The sequence below is a fragment of the uncultured Photobacterium sp. genome (assembly GCF_947039875.1).
GTDB lineage: Bacteria > Pseudomonadota > Gammaproteobacteria > Enterobacterales > Vibrionaceae > Photobacterium.
Genome location: NZ_CAMRAN010000058.1, coordinates 1 through 23,381 on the forward strand (window position 1 = coordinate 1; position 23,381 = coordinate 23,381).

Below are 23,381 nucleotides of genomic sequence, written 5' to 3' on the forward strand. Positions count from 1 at the left end.
TTGACATTGTCAGTGTTCAGCAATACAAGAGGTGACTCAACAAGGTTGAGGTCACGAGTTCGAACCTCGTGTGTCGCTCCAATTTTAAGAATATTGACATTGTCAGTGTTCAGCAATACAAGAGGTGACTCAACAAGGTTGAGGTCACTCCTGAGTTTACAAGATCGGGAACCTCGTGTATCGCTAAAAATTAAAAAATATGGCTTAAGAGCGATATTTATAGATGGTGTCTTACCCATCGCATTAAATTGCGTGCCCTGGTGGTGGAATTGGTAGACACAAGGGATTTAAAATCCCTCGGCGTTCGCGCTGTGCCGGTTCAAGTCCGGCCCGGGGCACCATCTTTTATTTACTTACTCGTAAATAAAGTAATAGCAACAACAGAATTAAAAGATATAGCTAAGTTAGCGGTATCTATAGATGGTGTCTTACCCATCGCATTGAATTGCGTGCCCTGGTGGTGGAATTGGTAGACACAAGGGATTTAAAATCCCTCGGCGTTCGCGCTGTGCCGGTTCAAGTCCGGCCCGGGGCACCATCTTTTAAAAAAGCTCATCATTTGATGAGCTTTTTTTCGCCTGTTATATTTACCTTAATTTTTATCATCCTCATACCATATAAAATAGTACGCTAAGTTATTTCTTATCATCTGAACGAAGAATACAGTTTTGGGTGAATTGAACGGCTTCATTCGCACTCCATTCTCCTTTCGCTTTTTCTTTTAGCTGGTTACACCATTTTTCACTACCTATAGTGGGTGAGCATGCAGATAATAAAAATACCGTACTTATTAAAACTAATACTGTTTTCATTGGTAGCCCTTCTTCATGTGAATTTTTATTATTTGATTATGGTTACAGCGAAGATAATTTAAATCATTATTCGTATTATTTAATATTACACTCAGTGGAGAATAACGACATTACATTTATATATTGTAGTGTTAAGAGGGGTTGGTGTTGTGGTAGATTAAATTGTGATGTGGGGGTAAGTTTTGGTGTCGAGAAAAAGGAACGACAGCGATGTAATGGCTTTGATTTCAATTGCAAATATTGCTTGTAAATTTCATGTGTTTGCTCCCTATATGATGGCTAAAATTATCCACCTAGCTTACTAACATGATGTTATGTGAGATTTTTGTCTACACCATATTGATCACTTAATGAAATTTACAATAACATGTTCTCATCAATCTTAATAAGAATAACAATATAATGGCGAAACCCAATAAGAAAGGACCAGTTAAAACGGTTGATGTGTTATGTGGTCACTGTAAAACGTTATTGTTTAAATATCGTAAAGGGGGGAAGGGGGCATTAGTGAAATGTTTTAAAGAGAGAATAAGCAAAGATTTTACTCAGCAAGCCTGTGTTTGTCCTGAATGCCAGATGGTCTTTGCCCGTGAAACATTGGTTCGAGGTACACCAGCCTATAAAATTATTGGCAGTAAAGCGGTAGCAAAATAACGGCAATAAACAGTCAGTAATTACATAACTGTTTAATACCGTAATAGTCGTGTTATTTTATTAGAACAGGGTTAGGACAGATTATTTTTTTACTGACTAATACTGCTTTTAGATCGAGTAATTTACGTTTGTAAGTTGCTCGTACGAGTTGATAGTCAATTGAAGGTGCAAACCACAATGAGAGTTTACGATCCTTTTTCTTTATTTGATCAACTCTAATTGCTTTTATATTACCAAAATTAGTTGCGATTGTTTCTTCTCCGATAACTTTAAAGTAGTAATGGCTAGTGTCATCACTATTTTGCAGTATAAAGTCAAAACTCTTCTTACCTTGCATAATATTTAATCGCATCTGTGCACCAATCGTATCGCCATCAAGAATTGGTAATAAACTTTCACTAAATTGATGTGATTTACCATCTTCAATCACGGTAGATTTTGCACCGCTATCAGTAAAAGTAGCAGAAACGTTGCCTGTCATTAAGCCTTTTATATTACGTTCAAAAGAATCTGTCACAAAACTATGACGTTGTGGTGACCAATGCAGTTTTGAATGTTGATTTAATTTTGCCGTAGTGATTAATACATTAACAGTACTCTTTGTATAAATATCTGCTTGAGTACCCTTCCATACTAAATTACGTTGATAATTACCGATATCATGCCCTTCAAAAAAAACCTTATATTTCAATGTTTTGTTGCATTTATTATTTTTGTTCGGTAATGGTTGCTTTAAATTACTCTCTATATTTGTTGGAGTATTATTTTTTTGAATTGGAGCACTCTCAATGATGGAAGGTGATGCCAATGTGTCTGCGTTAGCATTAATAGTGATGCTGATTAAGCTCACTAAAGAAAAAGTCATAATAGGTAATAAACGCACGAATACTCCTGGAATAATTACAAATAACCGTGTTACTTGATGTTAATTATAGCTGTTTAGTAGTTTAACAGATGTGCCATAAAATTAACGTAGCTAATTGTGATTTAATAATGAGATTACTGTATAAATAATTAAGAAAAAATATTTATTTAAAAGTCTATGAGAATCATGCAGTTAAATTAATCATCAGGGAGATGTATTTTTAAGAATAATGTACTTAACGTTAAGGCATTGTTTTTTAAATAATTAAAATCCACTTTTCTGCGCTAGTGATATGACGATTTAATATTGGTTATTTGACGTAATCCTTGGAGAAGCCTATTTTTATTTGGTTGTTATTTATGTATTTTACTTAGAGGAGTTAAAGATGAAAAAGATGAACTCGTCATATCGATTACAGATTATTAAGGAAATTGCCCAAAAAAGGCAAATGCAGTCCACCGATGATCCGATGGCGAGGCATATATCTGAACTTCTTGAATGTCATCATGATAACCCTATAAAAGCATCGCCGACTTTTTCAGATAATCATTATGATGATCATATCGGTGGTTGGGTCAGTGATTTATGGGGACAAAATAAGTAAATAAACACATTTCTAATACCATAAATAGGTGCAATTTTTTTTGTACCTTTTTATATCAGAAAGAATAGATATAAAAATTATGGGTGAGATACTGGAACAAATATCATCACTGATGTACATTGCGTCGTCTTTATTTTTTTAGGCTGACAAATGAATTATACCGAATTTGATAATTATGCTCGTAAATGGATTTTCACTCATGCTTCAATGCCAGTAGATGAAGCTGATTTAGTACAAATAAAACCATTTACTCAAGCTCGTTCGGCGCAATTGTGGTGTGAACACGTGAGTAGTCAGAGTTCTGATGCAGATCATTTTGAAAAAGGTGATTGGGCCTTTGATAAAAAAATTTGGTCCGATGCAATAGACTGGCAGCAAGCTTGGGACAGTGATGAACCTGAGTTACCAGCAGAGCTGTTGGCTGATATAAAGTGGGAAGATAACACGACCATTTTCTTCTGTTACGAAAAATATAATATTATCGAAACTAAATGGGGTGTATTTAAACGCAACTGGAAGAATTTTTTGTTTTTTGATGATGGCCCTTTATTACTTGGGCGTAAACAAAAACAAGCCGTTTGGTTTCAATCAAATGGTACCTTTCAATTAGCGACACGCCCATAAATTAATATTCATTTTAAATACCGTATCTGTTGTGACAGATATGGTATTTTCATCAACAATACCGTGTAATATTAATTATAATGGCACAATAGGCATACTATTTATTCCGTGTTAATGTGTTTTTTTAGTAGTTTCCATTAGATTTTTTATTATTACCTCACTTTTATCAATGTTATTTTCACAAGAGTGAACGGAATGTTGATTTGTTATTAATGGTTGTTTTAATGGAACGGCACAAGCAATGAAAAAACGTGAACTATGATCTGTTGTGGTTATTATTATTGGTGCTGATGATGATTCGAAAAATCCCATTTGAAACGGCATTAATTTATTATTAGCACTATAAGAAATACCAGACTTTAAGTAAATAAAGCAGGAATGATAATCTTGGGGCGGGGTAAAGCACCATGTACTGTAAGATGTCATAATGATATCGAGCAATATTAACTTACAATGACTTTTAATTGGGCTGGTGTGTTGCTGGTAATGACCAACCAATACTTTTGTTGTTGAATGATTATCTTCAACTAAGGGAAGGTGGTGTTTCTTAAATAGCTGGCTTTTTGGTTGGCACATTTCATTATTATTTGCTGCTGGTAATGCCATCCATAACTGGAATGATTCTGTTGTTGATTGCTGAGGTAATGTGGTTGATTTATGAATAATACCTTGACCGCTCGTCATCATATGGATATCACCACTTTTCACGATATGATGCTGTTGTGTTGAATCATGATGTAAAATAGTGCCAGTGAGGGGGGAGCTAATAGCTTCTATTCCTGAGTGGCCATGAAAACTCAAGCCATGGTTCATGGGGGATTTTGACGTGAAATGTTCCCATAAAACGAATGGATTTGTGGTAGGAAAATGTTGTTCATGGATGAAAGAAGTAGTAATGCCTTTTTTAATACCATGACGAATATGAGTAAGTTGTCTACTTTTCTGCATAAGATATTTATGTCCACTTTAAAATAAAAGTAAAGCTATCGTTCATTCTTAATATCTATGTTATTTAAAGCGTAGTCGCGATAATAATTATTTGCAGATGAATAGCCTAATTTTTGCGATTTTATTTCTATCGATAACATGTTACTGAATAGCTTCCTAAGCTGTTATATTGGTAAGGTTGTAATATAATAATATAATCAGTCAGTTATTTATTTCAATGTACAGTTTAACGAGTGTTCTTCTGGCTACTCGTGCATTGAAAAAATAAAGCAAGGTATCGTAATGACATTATCTTTAGGTGGTTTGTTTAAGCAACAAGCGTTTATTAATGGCGAATGGGTAAACGCATATTCAGGAAAACATACGGTTATCACTAATCCTGCTACCGGTGAGGTTATTGGAAATGTTCCTTTAATGGGGGTTGAAGAAACACGTGTAGCAATAGATTGTGCTGATAATGCATATCGACGTTGGTCAAAAACAACAGCTAAATATAAAGCGACCGTATTGCGTCAATGGTATGAGCTTATTATCAACCATTCTGTGGAATTAGCGACTATTTTGACCTTAGAGCAAGGTAAACCACTGAATGAAGCTAAAGGTGAAATAGCCTATGCGGCAAGCTTTGTTGAATGGTATGCCGAAGAAGCTAAGCGGATGAATGGTGAAATAATTCCAAGCCATAAAGCTGACGCAAGAATTTTGGTTTCACGCCAACCTGTTGGGGTTGTGGCTGCTATTACCCCATGGAATTTCCCCGCGGCAATGATCACGCGTAAATGTGGCCCTGCATTTGCCGCAGGTTGTGCCGTGGTATTGAAACCTGCACCTGATACTCCCTTTACAGCATTGGCATTTGCAGCATTAGCGCAAGAAGCAGGTATTCCTGATGGCTTATTCAGTGTTGTAACGGGGGATGCGGTTAAAATTGGTGCAGAGCTTACGGGTAATAAGAAGGTTAAGAAGATTTCCTTCACTGGCTCTACAGCGATTGGTAAATTGTTGATGGCGCAAGCTGCGGCAAGTGTGAAAAAAGTGTCATTAGAATTAGGCGGTAATGCACCATTTATTATTTTTGATGATGCTGATATTGATCGCGCCATTGAAGGTGTGATGATTGCTAAATTTCGTAACGCAGGTCAAACGTGTGTCTGTGCTAATCGTATTTATGTACATAATAGTATTTACGAGCAATTTATTGATCGACTACGTCAACAAGTTGCTTTATTAAAGGTCGGTAATGGACTTGATGATGGTGTGACTATTGGTCCATTGATTAATCGAGCGGCGGTTGAAAAAGTTGAACGTCATATTTATGATGCGATGTTAAAAGGTGCTCATTTAGTGCTGGGTAGTCAACAAGCATCGAGTAATTGTTTTATTACACCGACGATTATTCGTGATGTTCGAGATGACATGTTAGTGGCGACGGAAGAAACTTTCGGACCATTAGCGGCTATTTTTAGCTTTGACGACGATCAAAATGTGATTGATCGTGCTAATAATACTGATTCAGGTTTGGCAGCTTACATTTATACACAATCACTATCGCGTGCATTTAATGTGAGTGAAGCACTTGAATATGGCATGGTAGGTGTGAACGAAGGCCTTATTTCTACTGAATTAGCCCCTTTTGGTGGTATTAAAGAATCAGGGTTAGGGCGTGAAGGTGCACACCAGGGCTTAGAAGAATACACTGAAATGAAATATACCCTGATGGGCGGTATTTAGTTAGCTTTGTGTTTTTATTCTATTAGAAATAAAGCTCTTTTAAAGGGCTTTATTTTCTTGTGGTGTAAGTAATGGCTGCACTATAAACAGATGCTTTTTTACTGCTATTAATAATTAAATATAATAGCTTTATTGGTTGGTGATATAGGCGATCAACTTATAAATTGTTTTGTTTAGTTTCTAGGTAGAGTAAAGTGAAATTATACACTTTCAACGTCTGGTTAAAGTGATTAATTATGAATAGTAAATCCAGTGCTATGGGAAATGGCAGCGCATGAGTGCGTAACGACTGGAAAAGGGAGAGTAAAACATATGTTACCTGCATTAACCTATCAAAGTAGTATTGATCATGTCGTACTATCATATTTAGCTGCATTATCCGATGCCGGATTTCAAGGTGATATTGAACAAAGTTATGCTAGCCGATTAGCTGTTGCAACTGATAATAGTGTCTACCAACAGTTACCTCAAGCTGTGGTATTACCTCGTCATATTGATGATCTTATTCTTATAGGAAAAATAGGGTGTCATGATAATTATCAAGACGTTACATTTTCTCCTCGTGGTGGCGGTACGGGTACAAATGGGCAATCATTAACATCTGGAATTGTGGTTGATCTTTCCCGTTATTTAAATCAAATATTAGAGATTAATATTACTGAAGGTTGGGTACGTGTTCAAAGTGGTGTCATTAAAGATCAACTTAATGATGCTTTACGTCCGCATGGCTATTTTTTCTCTCCCGATCTTTCAACCAGTAATCGTGCCACTATTGGAGGCATGATTAACACCGATGCTTCTGGCCAGGGGTCATTGAAATACGGCAAAACATCTGATCATGTTTTAGCACTGACTGCGGTATGCGTTGATGGTTCGGTACTTAATACTGAACCGCTAAATAATGATCAAATTATGGTATTGGATGATACTGCGTTTATTCATAATGCTATCAAAACAACCGCTCAAATTTGTCGGAACAAACGCCAACAAATAGTCGATAAATTTCCACAACTTAATCGGTTTCTTACCGGCTATGATTTAAAAAATGTTTATGATGATCAACTTCAACAATTTGATATTGCACGGTTATTATGTGGCGCTGAAGGATCTTTAGCTTTTATAGCAGAAGCAAAATTAAATATTACACCAATTCCAAAGTCTCGTACTTTAGTGAATATTAAATATGATAGTTTTGATTCAGCATTACGTAATGCTCCTATGATGGTAGATGCTCTTGCCTTGTCGGTTGAAACTATTGATTCCAAAGTTCTGAATTTAGCGAAACAAGATATTGTTTGGAATACTGTTGAAAGTTTATTAGCTGATGTACCTGGAAAACCGATGTTAGGTATTAACATGGTTGAGTATGCAAGTAATGATATTGCAGAGAATCAGCAACATGTAGCGGCATTGTGTCAGCGACTTGACCAACTAATCGTAGATCAACAAGCAGGAGTTATTGGTTATCAAGTTTGTGATGATTTAGCCAGTATTCAAAAAATGTATACCATGCGAAAAAAAGCTGTGGGACTATTAGGCGCTGCAAAAGGTACTAAAAAGCCAATTGCATTTGCTGAAGATACTTGTGTTCCTCCTGAAAATTTAGCCGACTTTATCACTGAGTTCAGGCAGTTATTGGATGATAAAGGGCTTAATTACGGCATGTTTGGCCACGTTGATGCAGGCGTCTTGCATGTACGTCCAGCATTGGATATGTGCGATCCGCAACAAGAATTGTTAATGAAAGAAGTATCAGATCAAGTGGTCACATTAGTTGCTAAATATGGTGGTCTAATGTGGGGCGAACACGGTAAAGGATTCCGTTCTGAATATGGCCCTGCTTTTTTTGGTGAAGAATTGTTCACTGAGTTACGTCGCATTAAAGCGGCATTTGATCCGTATAACCGTATGAATCCTGGTAAAATTTGTACACCACTTGGTAATGACAGTGAATTAGTAAAAGTTGATAGTGTAAAACGGGGTTTTTATGATCGTCAAATAGCGGTCACCACACGAGATAGTTTTAAGCAAGCCATGGAATGTAACGGTAATGGTTTATGTTTTAACTATGACACCAGTTCGCCTATGTGCCCCTCAATGAAGATTTCAGCTGATCGTCGCCATTCACCTAAAGGACGAGCGGGGTTAGTACGTGAATGGCTAAGGCAATTAGCTGAGCAGGGAATCAATGCTGATGAACTAGAACAACAGTTATTAACCACATCTCCAACAATCAAACAGATTATTGATCGTTTAAAAAATACCTATGGTTCTAATCGTCATCGCTATGATTTTTCACATGAGGTCATGGACGCGATGAATGGTTGTTTAGCGTGTAAAGCATGTGCAAGTCAATGCCCAATTAAGGTTGATGTACCCAGTTTTCGTTCACGATTTATGAATATCTATTACAGCCGTTATCAACGTCCAGTAAAAGATTATTTAGTGGCATATATTGAGAATATTTTACCGTTAATGGTGAAAGCACCAGTCATCGTAAACAGTTTAATTCGGCCACAATGGTCGAAAAAGTTGACCTTAAAGACCATTGGTTATGTTGATATGCCTCTATTATCTGTGCCAACTTTAGCTGAAAGTTTAAATGGCCATCATGTGTTATGTTTTGACATGTTATGGTTACAGGCGTTATCTGATCATGAGCGGGAAAACTATGTTTTAATTGTTCAAGATCCATTTACCAGTTTTTATGATGCGCAGGTTATACGTGACTTTATTCATTTAATTGAAAAGTTGGGTAAAAAACCGATTTTATTGCCATTTAAACCCAATGGAAAAGCGCAACATGTTAAAGGGTTCTTAAAAGTATTTGCGAAGACAGCAACATCAACCGCTGATTTTTTAAATCAATTAGCAGTATTAAATATTCCTATGGTGGGTGTCGATCCTGCTTTAGTATTGTGTTATCGCGATGAATATACTGAGGTATTACAGCAAGGACGAGGTAAATTTACAGTTTTAACTGCACATGAATGGCTTTTTCCATTATTACAACAAATGCCTCAAAGAAAATTATTGAATGATAAGCCCTGGTATCTGTTTGCCCATTGTACAGAAAAAACAAAATTGCCGAATGCTGAAAAGCAATGGGAAGCTATTTTTACGCACTTTGGTGGGATCATGCAATCTGTGCCAGTGGGTTGCTGTGGAATGGCGGGTACATTTGGCCATGAAATCGATAAATTAGAAGCGTCAAAGAAGGTATTTAATTTAAGCTGGAAAGAGAATATAGATCAGTATGATCTCACTCGATGTATGGCGACAGGCTATTCATGTCGTAGTCAAGTTAAGCGATTGGAACATATTCAATTTAAACATCCAGTACAAGCGTTGTTGCAGTTGGTCGATATTTAACGTTGAGATTGATGAGTGTTATTAAATATGAGTAATAAAAAAAGCGAGCTTAAAGATTAAGCTCGCTTTTTTATATTCAGTGTTGGTTTGGCAAACTTAGCTTACTGAACGGTATTCATTGTCAGGGCATAACCAGCGGTATACAACACCTGCAATTGCGGCACCAATAAGAGGAGCTACCCAGAACATCCATAGCTGTGATGTTGCCCAGTCACCAACGAATAATGCAGGACCAGTACTACGAGCAGGGTTAACTGATGTATTTGTTACTGGAATACTGATTAAGTGAATCAGTGTTAGTGCAAGACCGATTGCAAGACCAGCCATTTGTGGTGAAGCAAGTTTATGTGTTGCACCTAAAATTACGAATAAGAACATGAATGTCATTACGACTTCAGTAACAAATGCAGATAATAGAGAGTAATGACCAGGAGAATGGGCACCGTAACCGTTAGAAGCAAAACCATTGGCAAGATCAAAGCCAGCTTGACCGCTTGCAATAATATAAAGTACACCAGCGCCAGCGATACCGCCTAGTACTTGTGATGCGATGTAAGGAACAACTTCACCGGTAGAGAAACGACCACCGGCCCATAGACCAACAGTAACGGCTGGGTTTAAATGACAACCTGAGATATGACCAATTGCGTATGCCATTGTCACAACTGTTAGACCAAATGCCAGTGCGACACCTAAAAATCCGATACCTAAATCTGGGTATGCCGCAGCTAAAACAGCACTACCACAGCCACCGAGTACTAGCCAAGCTGTGCCGATAAATTCAGCAACTAATTTTCTCATCATGAAGCTTATTTCCTTTATATAATTACGATTAAGAGGGATCTTAGAAAAGATAAACAACGAATGATATAACTTTCTTCTTTACTCTTGTAACGGCTGAATAGTTATACTTAGTCCGTTACTGCTATTGTTACCTTGTTATATACATGCTAGATCGTTTTTAATCGTTATTGGTATCATTAATGACACTGGTGTTAGACGATCTGATTTGCGGCGCACATATTGAATTAAAAACGCTGTTCAATCTAGCCTGTAGTTGAAAATTTAACTATAAATTATTTTATTAAAGAATAATTTATTCTCATAAGTCTTTGGTCTTAGCTAGATATTTATTTATATTTCGAAATAAGTTTAGCAGCAAATGGCTGTTTGTCCGATATATTTACGATTATTTTAGATATTAGACTTAAAATGTGAGTACTTTACAAATCCATACTTAGGTTGTATTTATGTAATCAATTTTGCTGCTTTAAATGTGAATATTCAAAATTAATCGCTTTCATCAAATAAATAGGTCTCTAATTGTTCGGATAACCATTTTACAACTGTTCCGCGTCGAGACTCATTTTCAACAACTTCACCATATGATTGCCAATTCATTGCTCGATTATATTTAATCACTTTAAGTGTTCCTTCTCGTAAATGCTGCTTAATGAGTATCGCGGGTAAAGATGACCAACCGGTTTGATCAAGTACGGCGTCCCGGAGATGCTCATAAAAAGATAAAGCGATATATTTCCCTGCTTTAGGGGTCACGATACGTAAGCTTTCTTCATCAAAATAAGCGACAGCAATTTCAGTGTAACGTTCGAGATCTGCATCATTCACTTTACGAAGTTGACTAAGAGGGTGATCTTTGTGGGCAACAGACATCATGCGTATTTGACCCAAGTCTGTTTGTTGTAAGCGTGAAAAAAGATGCGTATTAGGTAACAAGCCATAAGCGACATCGACAAGGTTTTGTGCCACCATTTCTTCTAATTCTTGTGTTGGCGCACTGTAAATTGACACACTTGTTTGTGGAAATTGAGTTCGAATCTGACGTAATAATTGACGCCACAGTGATTCTGGTAATGAATCATCGCGTGCAATACGAATACTGGCTTCTACACCTACATTATATTGTTCACATCGCGTGTGAATATCTCGCGCAATTAAGAGAATACGCTCAAAATCATTGACAGTTGCTTCGCCTATAACGGTTGGGGTAATACGGTTACCACTGCGGTTTAACAATTCAACGCCTAATGTATCTTCTAATGAGCTTAATGCTGCACTAACAGTTGTGCGGCTTTTTCCATGACGACGAGCAGCCTCGGCAATAGAGCCCGTTTTTATCGTTGATAGAAACATTTCAATCTGAGCTATTTTCATTGATGGTACCAATACAATAAATACAGAAGTATAGAGTAAGTAGAATAACACTTACTAGCGACGATAAATTCGACGCTCAGTGATTATAGTATTAATAGAAGTGGCTGTATCATCTTATTAGTTTCACAATTAAACAAAAAACGACGAAAAAATTGTCGATTGAGGTCTATATGTCTAGTTCAATGCAACAAGAGCGCGGTTTACTCCTGTTGTCTACCGTGTCATCGTTTACTTTTGCTATTTTAGGGATTGTGCTTGGGTCACTTGTTGGTTCTTTAGTGATTATTTTTGATGGTGCATATTCTTTAGTAAGCTTGGCGTTAACCATGTTATCTCTGGGGGCCGCGCATTATCTTCATAAACCTGAAATAAATAAAGATAGTTCGCAAGTAGCAATGATAGCACCTGCTGTTATTGCGATTAAAGGCTCAGTTATTGCTTTAATGTGTATTTGGTCTTTCTATTCAGCTGTTGAAGCTATTTTGGCTGGTGGCCGTGATATTAATGCGGGTGTTGCTTTAGCTTTTGGTATGATCAGTGTTGTGGGTTGTTATGGCACATATCGTTATATCAAAATCAAAAGTAAAAATATCTCATCAGCATTAGCTGATGCCGAAGCTAAACAGTGGGTCATGGATACAGTGATCAGTGCTGCTGTATTAATGGGTTTTGTGGTCGCGAAAATTTTAATGATGACTCAATATGCACATTTAGCTGTTTATGCAGATCCTACAATGGTGATTTTAGCCTCTATTTATTTCATTATTGTTCCTGTGAAAATGGTACGTCAAGCAACCAGTGAACTCATGGATATTTATAGTCATCCAGATCTTGTTCATGCTCAGCATATAAAATAAAATTTGATGAATAAAAAAGGCCAACATAATTGTTGGCCTTTTTTATAATATTAACGTCCCAGTAATAGAGTATTTTCTATTTCTCGATAATGTTGTGCTGTATTAATTAATGAGGTTGCAGTTAAACCAGGTACTCCATATATCTCTACGATGGTATTGTATTTGGTCTGTACTTTATCAACCAATAAATCAAAATCACCATCGCCAGATAATAAAATAATACGATCAACATCTGCAGCATGTTCTAACACATCAATAGTGATTCCAACATCCCAGTCACCTTTCGCTGAGCCATCACTGCGTTGAATAAATGGCTTTAATTTAACGTCAAAACCAATTCCCCGTAGGATATTTTGGAATTGGCGCTGTTTTTCATCACCTTTATGAATAGCGTAAGCATAAGCTGCAATAATTTCGCGGCCTTGTGATACTTCTGCCCAAAAAGCATTGTAATCAAAATTACAGTGGTACTTTTCTTTAACGGTGTAATAGATGTTTTGGACATCGACAAAAATAGCAACTTTTTCCACGAGAATCCTAAAGAGTTTAAATAACCAGTTTGTTATGGTGGACAAACTGGCTATACATTACAACTATTAATTGGCTGATGATTGATTAATATTGCCATTGCGTAATGTTTGTAATACTTGTTCTTTCGGTCCGTCAGCAACAATATGACCATGTTCCATAACGATTAATCGATCAACTACATCCAGCATTCCTGTCTTATGGGTGATCAGGATTAATGTCTCATCTTGCTTCATTTGACGTAACTGCTGTTTAATGTACATTTCTGAACGATTATCCATACTACTTGTTGGTTCATCCATAATCAGTACGGGGGGTTGACTAAGAAATGCACGCGCTATAGCGATGGCTTGACGTTGGCCACCGGAAAGGGCATGACCACCTTCACCCACTTGTTTTTCTAAACCGGCAGCATCATGTTGAGTGAATGCTGTCACTCCAGCACGCTCTGCGGCAAGTAGAATTTCTTTATCTGTTGCTAATGGTCGTCCAAGTATAATGTTATCGCGAATTGAACCAAAAAAGAGAGTAATGTCTTGTGGTACACAACCAATATTACGTCGAATATCAATATGATGTAATTGGTTTATATCCGTATCATCAACGCGAACAGACCCTTGTTGAGGTTGATATAGCCCCATTAAGATACGCTCAAGACTGGTTTTTCCTGAACCAATACGACCGATAATGGCTACCTTTTCACCAGGGTTAATCGTAAAACTGATATTTTTTAATGCCGCTTGAGTTGCATTTGGATAACTAAATGTGACGTTATCAAATTCTATTTTTCCACGAATAATTGGGCGATGAATATAGCGTTTACCTTCTTCTTGCTCTAGTGGCATTGCCATTAATTGCTCAATAATGGTCATGGCTGATTTAGCTTGATTATAACGGGTTGATAGTAGTGCGAGTTGTACCATCGGACCAACAGCACGACCACTTAGCATGGTTGATGCTATTAATCCACCCATAGTTAGATCACCGTTAGCGATTAAATACACACCAACAACAATCATTGCTACTGATACAAATTGTTGTAAAAATCCTGCGGTATTTTGAACTGAATCTGTTAACCGACGAGATTTTAGTCCCCAGTTTGAAATATGAGTAACGGCTTCTTCCCATCGATATTGAAACTGGCTCTGTGCGCCAAACATTTTGATGGTTTCTAAACCAGATAAACTTTCAATTAAGTTAGCGTGTTTTTGAGAGGCTAATCGAGAGCCTTCTTCAATTGTACGGCGTAATGGACGTTGAATAAGGTAGCTATAGATAACTAAGATTAAGACCGCAATAAGTGGAACTAACGCTAAGGGCCCAGCCATAACATAGATTATAAATAAGAACAGTAGTGCAAACGGTAAATCGATTAATGATGAAACCGTCGCTGAGGTGAAAAATTCACGAATCGACTCAAATTCTTGTAAATGGCGAGCAAAAGCACCAACAGAAGCAGGTTTTGCTTCCATTCTAATGCCCATTACTTTGCTATATATTTTCGCAGAGATCAAAAGATCTGATTTTTTTCCAGCTAAATCAATGAAGTAACTTCTTAATATTTTTAGAATAAAGTCAAAAATAAAAATAATGGTGATACCGATTGCGAGCACCCATAAAGAATCAAATGCAAGGTTAGGTACGATTTTGTCATATACTAAACGAGTAAATAATGGTGCAGCAATAGCGAATACGTTAATTAAAATTGAAGCAATAAAAACGTCACGATAAATGCTACGTGATTCCCATAATGTGCTCCAAAACCAATGTCCATCTCTATTCTTTAGAATTTCAGGGGAACGCTCATCATAATGAAAACGTTTTTTAATCAAGAATAAATGGCCACTGTATTGCACATTTAACTCATTAATATTGATCCATTGTTCTGAACCTTCATTTTGTGGAAGTACAATTTCAGCTTCACCTTTTTCTTGATCAACGCTAAGGATGACACAAGCGTCACCACCTTTTAATAGCGCAATAACAGGAAAGAGCAATGGTGATAATTCATCTAATGTTAATTGCGTTTGTTTGGCTTGAAGCCCTGCTTTTTCTGCGGCTCGAGGTAATAAAAATGGAGTAAGTAAACCATCAGTCAGAGGCAGGTCTGCAATTAAAGCATCCGGTGAGTTAGCTTGTCCATAGAAACGACTAATATAAACAAGTGATTGAAGTAATGGGTCTTTCATTTTATTTTCCATTCACTAATTGAGCGGTGACATAACCTTGGAATCCTTGAACTTTTAACTGTGTTAATTTTTCTTTTTGTTCAATGGTTTCGACACGAGATGCAATAGTCAGTATTGCGAGGTTATGAGCACTACGTGTTATTGATTCTAAAACATCTGTTTTTACTTGATCATCTAGTTGTGATGTATAAGCAAAATCCAGTTTTACATAGCTAGGTCGTAATTTATTTAGGTAACCCAGAGAGCTGAAACTATGTCCATAGTTATCAATACCGAATTGAAATCCGTTTTGATGAATGATTTCACAAAGTAAGCTGGTGTTATCGATATTTTTAATAAAACAAATTTCAGGTAATTCAAATAAAACTGCTTTTTTCATTTGAGGACTAGATTGAAGTTTACTGTTAAGCCAACGAATAAAACCCGTATCATTAATGCTACTTTGAGTAATATTAATCGCGATAGGAACAGATTTTGTTTGTTTGGTTAATTGGTTAAAAATAGTGTCAATGACATAACAATCAAATTTGGTACCTTCATTGAGTTTTTCAATAGCAGATAAAAATTGCCCTGCATTAAAACGGTGTTGGCCTTGTGTAATGTAAGCAAACATCTCTTTATGGATGATATTATTATTAGTATCAATTGCTTTTTGAAAAGTAAAATGAAGTAAGTTATTTGCAATAGCTTCATCAACTAATGTTTTCCATTGTTGCTTACCCATTGCTGGTATTGTTTTGTTCTTATTACTATCTAATAGTGCTATTGGTTCTTTAACTTGTTGGCGTGCTTTATTTAGAGCGTTGTCAGCATGAGCGAGTAATGCTGTGATAGTGATCGTTGCTGAGCATGCGACAATACCAATGGCAGCTTGAAGGGGCGCAATTCCTAGAGGATCTGAGTTCAGTTCTGATGTCATATAGAGCATGCTTCGGCCCGTTTCCATAAGATCATCTTCAGATGCATTAGGGGCAATAAGGATAAATTCTGATTGGTTTAAACGGGCGATAGTAACATCATCTGCTGATAGTTCTTTTAAGCGTTCAGCGAGTTTATGTACTAGCTGATCACCCGATTCATAACCTGATTGTTGGTAACTGTTCTCTATAGCGTCAGATTTTAATAAAATAATCCCGCCATTTGGATTACTGAGTAACCATGATTGAAGTTTAGTGATTAAATAACTACGGTTAGCTAATCCAGAAACAGGATCTTGGTAGGCGCGGATTCGTAATGTATCAGCCTCTTGCGCTTGTTGTTCGAAATGTTGTTGTAATTGAATATTCATTGAATTAAAAGCGTTAACAAGATCAATCAACTCACGTGTATGAGGTTTTGGTAACGGAGCTGTGAAATGGTTAAGCGCCATTTCTTGCGCACTTTTTTGAATATTTTTTAAAGGCTTTAAGACCTTATTGAGCACTAATGATAGCACAATAGATCCAAATAAAAGACAAGCCATAAACCCAAGTATTAACTGAATGGTTGCGTTCCATAATTGGATATAGGCTGGAATAGGGCTACTAATTACGGTTAAATTAGCAAGTTGTAACCAACCACTGGTTAAGGTAGTCGTTTGAGTCATTGCTTCAATATGAATTATTGACTGAAACCAATCAGGAATATTATCTACCTTTTGTGGGTATTGACGAAGAATTTCTTTTTTAGAGTCTAATAACGTCAATTTTACTTGGCTGTAATAGCCTGAATCAAAAGTTGCATTGATAACAGATTCCGCTGCAATAAAATCTTTAGCCTTGATATAAGGAGATAAAGCAAAGCCGACTGAACTAACAACATTATTAAGTTCTGTTGATTGTTGTTCAATTAAATAATTTTTAGTGGTATTAAATTGAATTGCAAATACAGCACTGGTTAGTAAAAATAATACGACTAGCATCCACAGTAGAAGTTGTCGGTAAAGGGTCATTATAATTTACCTATTAAAAAGTATATCGTGGTCGATTTAGTTTTATATTTTGTGAACGATTGCGTAAATCATTCCAAAGACTTAAACGTGAAGCATTACCAGCTATTTGTCCTTGTCCTTTTTGTTTTATTAGCCATAACTTGCTACCATTAAAGCTGTATATTGGTAGTAAATCTTTTCGTTGAGATGCGGGGAGAATCTCTCCTTTAAGATTATCTAAGACTAATGGTATTGCCGATGGTGTTGGGTAATAAGTTACAACCATGTGGAATTGGTTAAATTCAAGTGCTTTTACATACATTAATCTGAGTTTATTATCAGCAATACCAAGTTCGAGTAGTGCTTGATATTTTGCAATACTAAAATCTTCACAATCCCCAGCACCAATGCCAACAAATTCATAAGGCGTTGCCCAATAATCTTCTTTGCCCCATAGCTTTTGATCGCTAATAAAAACAAATTGGTTAAAAAAATCATTAACAGTACTAAGTTTTTGACGCTCAGTTAAATGCTGTGATTTTTGGATAAGTTTACGCCAAGCGATAGCACGTTTCCCCGCACGTTCACCATAAAATTGTTTTATTTTTTCTATTTGGTACATGCTATTAGCAGCAGATACATTTACTGCTAATAACATGCAAACTAGCCATAATATTATTTTTTTCAATAGTTGTTATCTGTTTAGTTTTCACGGACAGTATAGACTGTCCATTCTTTCACAACATTTTCTTGAGAGCCAACAACTTGCGCTACAACACGGCGACTTAGGGTGTTGCTTTCTTCTATGTCATAAGCCGCAACGGGATCACTGTCACCAAACCCGATCGTTTTAATTCGCGATGGTGTAATACCATTATTAATTAATGCCTGGCGGATAACACTTGCGCGCCGCTTTGATAAGGCAATATTGTAAGCGGCATTACCTACAGGGCTAGCATATCCTTTAAGTTCAATATGCATTTTGGGATATTTCACCAAAAATTCGCTCATTTTATTGATGTTTTGCATATAACTTTCAGGAATTTCTGCAGAGTCATTTGCAAATAAGACGTGAATCTTATTTTCTTCTGATCTATCAACATATGTTGGACAACCATCATTATTGACGACAGCATCAATAGGTGTTTTGGGGCAGTGATCTCGTTGATTAATGACACCATCACTGTCGTTATCAAATAGATTTTTTGTTTGTTTAGCAACTGGGGGTTGAGACACTGAAAGTGAGCAGCCAAATAATGATAGTGCGAGTAACCCTATAATTGTGTATTTCATGTTTTGTTCCTTTATTTAGTTGATTGTACCCAAGACTGAGGTATTTCAACTCGCATCTCATTAAGAATTAATCCCGTTGCATTTAACACGCGATATTTTGCCAATATGCCATCATACTCTGCGCTTAAATAAGCTTTACGTGCTTCAAATAGTTCGTTTTCAGTGTTAAGTACATCTAATAAAGAACGCTGACCAATCTTAAATTGTTTTTCATAAGCAATAACGGTACGAGCAGATGCATCAACATGTTCTTGAAGGAATGTTTTTTGTTTTTTCGATAGTGTTAATGCACTCCATGAAAGACGCGTTCCTTCTTCTAACATACGGTGAGCACGATCTCGAATATCTTTAGATTTATTGATTTGATAAGCCGCCCGGCGTGATTTAGCAACGTCACTACCACCATTAAAAAGGTTATACCGCATTTTTAGCATTGCTTTTAGTTCATCGGTATCACCAGCTGAACCATTAAGATCTTGTCCCCATTCTTGTGAGGCTTCAATGCTAAAAGAAGGGTAGAAAGTACCTTGTGCTTGTTTATATTGATATTCAGCTGCATTAATATCATTTGATGCAATATATACCACAGGATTACTTTTCTGTGCTTTTGTGAGAGCATCATCTAAAGATATCGGTAAGTAATTACTATCAACTTCAGGTTTAACGAGATCGACAGGGTAGGTACCAACAATACGTACAAAAGCAGTGATCTTATCCTGAAGATTACTTTCTGCCGCTAATAAGTTGGTATTAGAACTTGCTAAACGGCCATCAACTTGCGCCAAATCTGCCGTCGAACCAATCCCTGCATCTGCACGTTTTTTTATATCAACGTACATTTTTTGATGCACTTTGAGATTAGATTGTGACAAGGTTAAGACATCTTGAGCATGAAGGACATTTAAGTAAGCTTCTGTTGCTTTAAGTGCTTTATCTTGTGCGTCAGATAATAGTTGATAACGTTGAGCTTCTGTTTCTGCTTTATTACGTTGAATATCGTTATACGTAATAGAACCATCCCAGATTAATTGACGAATATTTATTTGTGCACTTTGAGGTGTGTATTCTCCTGATGGACTTTTAGCTTTGTAATCATCACGTCCAATCCCTGCTTCTAGATCTACTGATGGTAAATAATCACCTTTAGCCGCATTAATTAATTGGTGCTTACTTTGGAATTCATTGTATGCACTTTTTATATCAGGGTTGGTTGAAAGTGTCTCAGCAATAGCTTGTTCTAATGACTGTGCCATTACAGGTATCGCTAAGCATTGAGCGCCGATTAATAAAGCAATATTTCTTAAAAAGTATATTTTTTTCATTTCATTATTCTCTTAACGCCGTTTGGCTCGCTCTAAGGATAGGCTTCAATAAATAATCAAGTACTGACCGTTTGCCTGTAATGATATCTGCTGATGCTGTCATTCCCGGAATGATAGGTAATGCTTCATCATTAGGTCCTTTAAGATTACTTGCATCGGTACGAATTTTTACCTGATAAAAACTATTACCTTCTTTATCTTGGATAGTGTCTGCACTGATTGTTTCTAATGTACCTTTCAGCCCCCCATAATTTGTAAAATCATAAGCACTGAATTTTATTATTGTTGGTAGTCCTGGTCTTAAAAAGCCTATATCTTGTGGGGCTATTTTTGCTTCAATCAAAAGTGTGTCTTCAGTCGGTACAATTTCTATCAATGGCATACCTGGTTGAATAACTCCGCCTACAGTATTGACGTATATTTTTTGAATCGTGCCATTAACTGGTGATATGACGGTGGTACGCTTCACACGGTCTTTTAAACCTACTTGTGTTTCCGTCATACTTGATAATTTATCGCTGGTTTCGTTCAGTTTAGCTTGAATTTCTGAGCGGAATTGCAGAGCAATATCAATATATTTAAAGCCAGCTTCTTGAATGGCTGCTTGTGTGACGGGAATTTGTAATTTAGCTGAGTTTAAATCACGTTTGGTATCGTTAAGAGAGCGTTGCAACTTTAATAATTCAATACGAGGAACTACACCTTCATCAGCTAATGGTTTGGTGATGTTATATTCTTTTAAAGCAATATTATAACTATCACGAAGATTAGTGACTCGAGAGCGTGTTTCTGTTAGCTCTCGCTCTTTTTGAGAGGCTTGTTGTGACGCAACTGATAGCTGGTTTTCGAGGTTATTTAATTTTCCTGAAAATTGATTAAGTTGTCGCTGTACTAATTGAGGATGTTTTTTCTTAAATTCAGCACTGAAAACGGGTGGTAATCTAGTGACATCAACACTTTTTCGCCATTGGGTATTTTTAGGGTTTTTATTAATAGTTACACTAGTAAGTAGGGCGTTAAGGCGTAATGAGTCCGCATGCGTTGCAGCAAGACTCTGTGTTTTTTCTTCAAAATCAGATTTAAACTGAGTGTCATCAATGAGTAATAATGTTTGACCTTTTTTTACGGCCTGACCTTCTTTCACTGAAATCTGTTTAACAATCCCGCCTTCAAGATTTTGTACAACTTGTAGTTGTGATGATGGAATAACCTTGCCAGTTCCTGTGGTTACTTTATCTAATTTTGCAAAAGAAGCCCAAATAATAGCAATGAAGAAAAATAGTACCATTACCCATAAAATTATTCTGGCACTTTTGGGGGTATTTAGTAGTAATGCTGCAGACTTATCATCAACAAAATCGAGATCATTGGTTGATATCGAGATAGATTTTTTACTCATATAAAAACCTCTGTTCCCCTAGAAATAACTGCTGACAAATAACATTAGTTTAAAAAACAGTTTTGATTTAACTCAGTGGCGCGAATAAATAGCTACAACTACCTCTGGATGAGCCAACTCACTTGCAATGGCATTTTGCGTGTGAAATAAATGTGATATGCAGTTTCAATTATCGATAATATGTGATTTGTTTGAAATTGATACTAATGATAAGCTGTCAAGGTATTGGCGTAAAGTTGTTTTTTTATGTCAAATTATACAATAACGGTATGATTTATTTAGTACATGAATAATTAACAATAATTTAAGCATATTAATGTTGATTTAGAATCATGCCGTTTGATTGTTATGGCATCAGGAATTCTAAAGGTTGGGCGTTTTCATGGCTAAAAATGATAATAATAAAATTGAAGAGTTTAAACTTGTTGAAGGCGAAGGTTTTGTTCTTCAGCCAAGCCAACAACCTATACCTATTATTGAGTTACATACTCTTCAAGCTAATGAAATTATTGTCACCAATCGTGATGCCAAATTTATTGTTATTAAAGATGGTATAGAGCAAGTTATTAATATTCCTTGTCCAAGCTGTACGATATTAACGCCAAAGGGTGTTGAAACTGTTGAATTAGACAATAGTCTAACTTTTAATAGTGAAGCTAAAGAAGGTACATCATTTTCTATTGATGAGATTACGGCATTACAAAATGCTATTTTAGCAGGACAAGATCCGACAGCATTATTTGAAGCGCCAGCGGCTGGTAACGACAGTGCTGCAGGTAATGTGGGATTAAATGGTTCATCAGCAACTGCCAGTTTTATTACAATCAATTACGATAATGATGCTGTATTAGCTAAAGCTGGTTTTGATACAGCGTATGATCCTCAGCATAATACCCAAGCTATTGATCCAAAAACTATTCTTGCGGCTGATGGCGGTGAAGTTGGTGCGATAACTGTAGTGGAGGGTGATTTGTCTCCATTAGCTGGCGAACAAGGGTACCCTGTTCAAACCTCAATATCTATTGCTATAGAAGCAGCAACACTTCCTCTTGATACGGCTTCTTTTATTTTTGATCCTCTATCTGTTAATTCTCTGCTCTCTGAACTTAATAATGAAATTACGGCTGGTGGTGAAGCTGTTAGTTTTATTTATGACACTCAATCAAATTCAATTATTGGTACGCTTAATGGCGAAACTGTAATGTCAATTACTTTAAATGCCACTTCTGAAAATGGGCGAGATGTCAGCGTTAATATTACGACAACAATTAATCAACCGATTGATCATGTTGGAGGTAATAGCAGTGGGTTGGTCTCACATGACGGTGATATTGTTACAGTTGATGTATCGATTCAGGGGACAGATTCAAATGGCAACCTACTTGATAAACCTATTAATGTTGATATCACTATCAAGGATGGCGCTAACCCAGAATTTGGCACCGATAGTGGCACCACCATTGATGAAACAACCCAAAATGGTCAGGTTATTACAGGTGATGTGCCTCTTGATGTTGGCTCTGATGCTATTCATCAGCTTGATTTCAATGCTGACCAGCCGGACTTAGCCAAGCTAACCAGTAATGGTGCCGCGACCACATTTACGGTTAATGGCAATGTATTAACTGTGCTTGATAGCGATAATAAACCTGTGATGGTAGTAACGATTGCGAAAGATGGCTCATATACGGTTGAAGTTACAGGCCCAATTGATCAAAACGATGCTGACATTGCCAACATTAACCTAGGTGTGACGGCCACTGATAACGATGGTGATACCACTAACGGTCAAGTGGTGATTGATATCACCGATGGCGCTGACGCAGGTGGTAATGAGCACGGTGACATCACCATTACTGAAGGTGATTTAACCCCACAAGGCAGCGAACAAGGTTATCCTGTCTCGGGTAACACAACGGTTGTGATTGAGGCAGGTGCAGACCGTCTAGATCCAAGTAAAGTGACCATCGATCCAAAACAATTAACCACCTTAATTGGCGAATTAGAGTCAGAGCTCACCACTGGCAATAATGAAGCAATCAGTTTCCATTATGACACTGCGACAGGCGAATTAATTGGTAGTACTGCAACGGGTGAGC

At 36.8% G+C, this 23,381-nt stretch carries 20 protein-coding genes and 2 tRNA genes; 10 read left to right on the forward strand and 12 right to left on the reverse strand.

Annotation, left to right across the window (positions count from 1 at the left end):
• Nucleotides 1-254: 254 nt before the first annotated feature.
• Together Q0V26_RS15840 and Q0V26_RS15845 are read left to right on the forward strand one after the other, a co-directional pair.
• Nucleotides 255-341 (forward strand) — tRNA-Leu (locus Q0V26_RS15840).
• A 110-nt stretch (nucleotides 342-451) separates the two neighbouring features.
• A tRNA-Leu gene (locus Q0V26_RS15845) sits at nucleotides 452-538 on the forward strand.
• A gap of 97 nt (nucleotides 539-635) precedes the next feature.
• Here Q0V26_RS15845 and Q0V26_RS15850 read toward each other — a convergent pair.
• Nucleotides 636-812 carry a DUF3012 domain-containing protein gene (locus Q0V26_RS15850; protein ID WP_297483630.1) on the reverse strand — a complete coding sequence of 59 codons (177 nt, stop codon included), beginning with the start codon at nucleotides 810-812 and terminating at the stop codon, nucleotides 636-638.
• A gap of 215 nt (nucleotides 813-1,027) precedes the next feature.
• Here Q0V26_RS15850 and Q0V26_RS17910 point away from each other — a divergent pair, with 215 nt between their 5' ends.
• Together Q0V26_RS17910 and Q0V26_RS15855 are read left to right on the forward strand one after the other, a co-directional pair.
• The gene (locus Q0V26_RS17910) at nucleotides 1,028-1,117 is read left to right on the forward strand and encodes a hypothetical protein (RefSeq protein ID WP_363316473.1); all 90 of its coding nucleotides are present in this window, start codon (nucleotides 1,028-1,030) and stop codon (nucleotides 1,115-1,117) included.
• A gap of 97 nt (nucleotides 1,118-1,214) precedes the next feature.
• Nucleotides 1,215-1,466: a hypothetical protein gene (locus Q0V26_RS15855; RefSeq protein WP_297483632.1), complete on the forward strand. Its 252-nt coding sequence runs from the start codon at nucleotides 1,215-1,217 to the stop codon at nucleotides 1,464-1,466.
• Between the two features lie 52 nt (nucleotides 1,467-1,518).
• Here Q0V26_RS15855 and Q0V26_RS15860 read toward each other — a convergent pair whose 3' ends face one another.
• Nucleotides 1,519-2,349: a DUF3108 domain-containing protein gene (locus tag Q0V26_RS15860; RefSeq protein WP_297483633.1), complete on the reverse strand. Its 831-nt coding sequence runs from the start codon at nucleotides 2,347-2,349 to the stop codon at nucleotides 1,519-1,521.
• Nucleotides 2,350-2,716: 367 nt separating this feature from the next.
• Here Q0V26_RS15860 and Q0V26_RS15865 point away from each other — a divergent pair, with 367 nt between their 5' ends.
• Entirely contained in the window at nucleotides 2,717-2,935 is a 219-nt protein-coding gene (locus tag Q0V26_RS15865) for a hypothetical protein (protein WP_297483636.1), read from the forward strand.
• A gap of 150 nt (nucleotides 2,936-3,085) precedes the next feature.
• Nucleotides 3,086-3,559 (forward strand): DUF2947 domain-containing protein, encoded by a 474-nt coding sequence (locus Q0V26_RS15870; RefSeq protein WP_297483638.1) that lies wholly within the window; start codon nucleotides 3,086-3,088, stop codon nucleotides 3,557-3,559.
• Nucleotides 3,560-3,670: 111 nt separating this feature from the next.
• On the opposite strand, the gene Q0V26_RS15875 is transcribed toward Q0V26_RS15870, so the two are convergent.
• Nucleotides 3,671-4,507, reverse strand: coding sequence for a pirin family protein (locus Q0V26_RS15875; protein ID WP_297483640.1), 837 nt, complete (start codon nucleotides 4,505-4,507; stop codon nucleotides 3,671-3,673).
• 282 nt (nucleotides 4,508-4,789) lie between these two features.
• Here Q0V26_RS15875 and Q0V26_RS15880 point away from each other — a divergent pair, with 282 nt between their 5' ends.
• A complete protein-coding gene (locus Q0V26_RS15880) occupies nucleotides 4,790-6,238 on the forward strand; it encodes an NAD-dependent succinate-semialdehyde dehydrogenase (RefSeq protein ID WP_297483642.1) in 1,449 nt (482 codons plus the stop codon).
• Nucleotides 6,239-6,550: 312 nt separating this feature from the next.
• Nucleotides 6,551-9,610: an FAD-binding and (Fe-S)-binding domain-containing protein gene (locus tag Q0V26_RS15885; RefSeq protein WP_297483644.1), complete on the forward strand. Its 3,060-nt coding sequence runs from the start codon at nucleotides 6,551-6,553 to the stop codon at nucleotides 9,608-9,610.
• A 96-nt stretch (nucleotides 9,611-9,706) separates the two neighbouring features.
• Here Q0V26_RS15885 and aqpZ read toward each other — a convergent pair whose 3' ends face one another.
• Nucleotides 9,707-10,411, reverse strand: a complete 705-nt coding sequence (aqpZ, locus tag Q0V26_RS15890; protein WP_297483664.1) for an aquaporin Z — start codon at nucleotides 10,409-10,411, stop codon at nucleotides 9,707-9,709.
• A gap of 489 nt (nucleotides 10,412-10,900) precedes the next feature.
• Nucleotides 10,901-11,785, reverse strand: a complete 885-nt coding sequence (locus tag Q0V26_RS15895; RefSeq protein ID WP_297483646.1) for a LysR family transcriptional regulator — start codon at nucleotides 11,783-11,785, stop codon at nucleotides 10,901-10,903.
• Between the two features lie 170 nt (nucleotides 11,786-11,955).
• On the opposite strand from Q0V26_RS15895, the gene Q0V26_RS15900 reads away from it, so the two are divergent.
• Nucleotides 11,956-12,642: a cation transporter gene (locus Q0V26_RS15900; RefSeq protein WP_297483648.1), complete on the forward strand. Its 687-nt coding sequence runs from the start codon at nucleotides 11,956-11,958 to the stop codon at nucleotides 12,640-12,642.
• 50 nt (nucleotides 12,643-12,692) lie between these two features.
• Here Q0V26_RS15900 and Q0V26_RS15905 read toward each other — a convergent pair whose 3' ends face one another.
• The 7 genes from Q0V26_RS15905 to Q0V26_RS15935 form a co-directional block, all read right to left on the reverse strand.
• Entirely contained in the window at nucleotides 12,693-13,172 is a 480-nt protein-coding gene (locus Q0V26_RS15905; protein ID WP_080157787.1) for an NYN domain-containing protein, read from the reverse strand.
• A 66-nt stretch (nucleotides 13,173-13,238) separates the two neighbouring features.
• The gene (locus Q0V26_RS15910; protein WP_297483651.1) at nucleotides 13,239-15,359 is read right to left on the reverse strand and encodes a type I secretion system permease/ATPase; all 2,121 of its coding nucleotides are present in this window, start codon (nucleotides 15,357-15,359) and stop codon (nucleotides 13,239-13,241) included.
• Between the two features lies 1 nt (nucleotide 15,360).
• Nucleotides 15,361-17,289 (reverse strand): EAL domain-containing protein, encoded by a 1,929-nt coding sequence (locus Q0V26_RS15915; protein ID WP_297483653.1) that lies wholly within the window; start codon nucleotides 17,287-17,289, stop codon nucleotides 15,361-15,363.
• Nucleotides 17,290-17,302: 13 nt separating this feature from the next.
• A complete protein-coding gene (locus Q0V26_RS15920; RefSeq protein WP_297483655.1) occupies nucleotides 17,303-17,926 on the reverse strand; it encodes a transglutaminase-like cysteine peptidase in 624 nt (207 codons plus the stop codon).
• 44 nt (nucleotides 17,927-17,970) lie between these two features.
• The gene (locus Q0V26_RS15925; protein WP_297483657.1) at nucleotides 17,971-18,561 is read right to left on the reverse strand and encodes an OmpA family protein; all 591 of its coding nucleotides are present in this window, start codon (nucleotides 18,559-18,561) and stop codon (nucleotides 17,971-17,973) included.
• 11 nt (nucleotides 18,562-18,572) lie between these two features.
• Nucleotides 18,573-19,883, reverse strand: a complete 1,311-nt coding sequence (locus Q0V26_RS15930; RefSeq protein ID WP_297483658.1) for a TolC family outer membrane protein — start codon at nucleotides 19,881-19,883, stop codon at nucleotides 18,573-18,575.
• 4 nt (nucleotides 19,884-19,887) lie between these two features.
• Nucleotides 19,888-21,282: an HlyD family type I secretion periplasmic adaptor subunit gene (locus tag Q0V26_RS15935; protein WP_297483660.1), complete on the reverse strand. Its 1,395-nt coding sequence runs from the start codon at nucleotides 21,280-21,282 to the stop codon at nucleotides 19,888-19,890.
• 382 nt (nucleotides 21,283-21,664) lie between these two features.
• Here Q0V26_RS15935 and Q0V26_RS15940 point away from each other — a divergent pair.
• Nucleotides 21,665-23,381, forward strand: a 1,717-nt coding sequence (locus Q0V26_RS15940) for a retention module-containing protein (protein WP_297483662.1), incomplete at its 3' end; no start/stop codon positions are given.

Bases quoted from the DNA above. Each gene is read 5' to 3' on its own strand.
- Q0V26_RS15935 (WP_297483660.1), bottom strand. From the start codon at position 21,282: ATGAGTAAAAAATCTATCTCGATATCAACCAATGATCTCGATTTTGTT.
- Q0V26_RS15880 (WP_297483642.1), top strand. From the start codon at position 4,790: ATGACATTATCTTTAGGTGGTTTGTTTAAGCAACAAGCGTTTATTAAT.
- Q0V26_RS15915 (WP_297483653.1), bottom strand. From the start codon at position 17,289: ATGACCCTTTACCGACAACTTCTACTGTGGATGCTAGTCGTATTATTT.
- Q0V26_RS15850 (WP_297483630.1), bottom strand. From the start codon at position 812: ATGAAAACAGTATTAGTTTTAATAAGTACGGTATTTTTATTATCTGCA.
- Q0V26_RS15875 (WP_297483640.1), bottom strand. From the start codon at position 4,507: ATGCAGAAAAGTAGACAACTTACTCATATTCGTCATGGTATTAAAAAA.
- Q0V26_RS15870 (WP_297483638.1), top strand. From the start codon at position 3,086: ATGAATTATACCGAATTTGATAATTATGCTCGTAAATGGATTTTCACT.
- Q0V26_RS15895 (WP_297483646.1), bottom strand. From the start codon at position 11,785: ATGAAAATAGCTCAGATTGAAATGTTTCTATCAACGATAAAAACGGGC.
- Q0V26_RS15885 (WP_297483644.1), top strand. From the start codon at position 6,551: ATGTTACCTGCATTAACCTATCAAAGTAGTATTGATCATGTCGTACTA.
- Q0V26_RS15925 (WP_297483657.1), bottom strand. From the start codon at position 18,561: ATGAAATACACAATTATAGGGTTACTCGCACTATCATTATTTGGCTGC.
- Q0V26_RS15865 (WP_297483636.1), top strand. From the start codon at position 2,717: ATGAAAAAGATGAACTCGTCATATCGATTACAGATTATTAAGGAAATT.
- Q0V26_RS15910 (WP_297483651.1), bottom strand. From the start codon at position 15,359: ATGAAAGACCCATTACTTCAATCACTTGTTTATATTAGTCGTTTCTAT.
- Q0V26_RS15855 (WP_297483632.1), top strand. From the start codon at position 1,215: ATGGCGAAACCCAATAAGAAAGGACCAGTTAAAACGGTTGATGTGTTA.
- Q0V26_RS15920 (WP_297483655.1), bottom strand. From the start codon at position 17,926: ATGTTATTAGCAGTAAATGTATCTGCTGCTAATAGCATGTACCAAATA.
- Q0V26_RS15930 (WP_297483658.1), bottom strand. From the start codon at position 19,883: ATGAAAAAAATATACTTTTTAAGAAATATTGCTTTATTAATCGGCGCT.
- Q0V26_RS17910 (WP_363316473.1), top strand. From the start codon at position 1,028: ATGGCTTTGATTTCAATTGCAAATATTGCTTGTAAATTTCATGTGTTT.
- aqpZ (WP_297483664.1), bottom strand. From the start codon at position 10,411: ATGAGAAAATTAGTTGCTGAATTTATCGGCACAGCTTGGCTAGTACTC.
- Q0V26_RS15900 (WP_297483648.1), top strand. From the start codon at position 11,956: ATGTCTAGTTCAATGCAACAAGAGCGCGGTTTACTCCTGTTGTCTACC.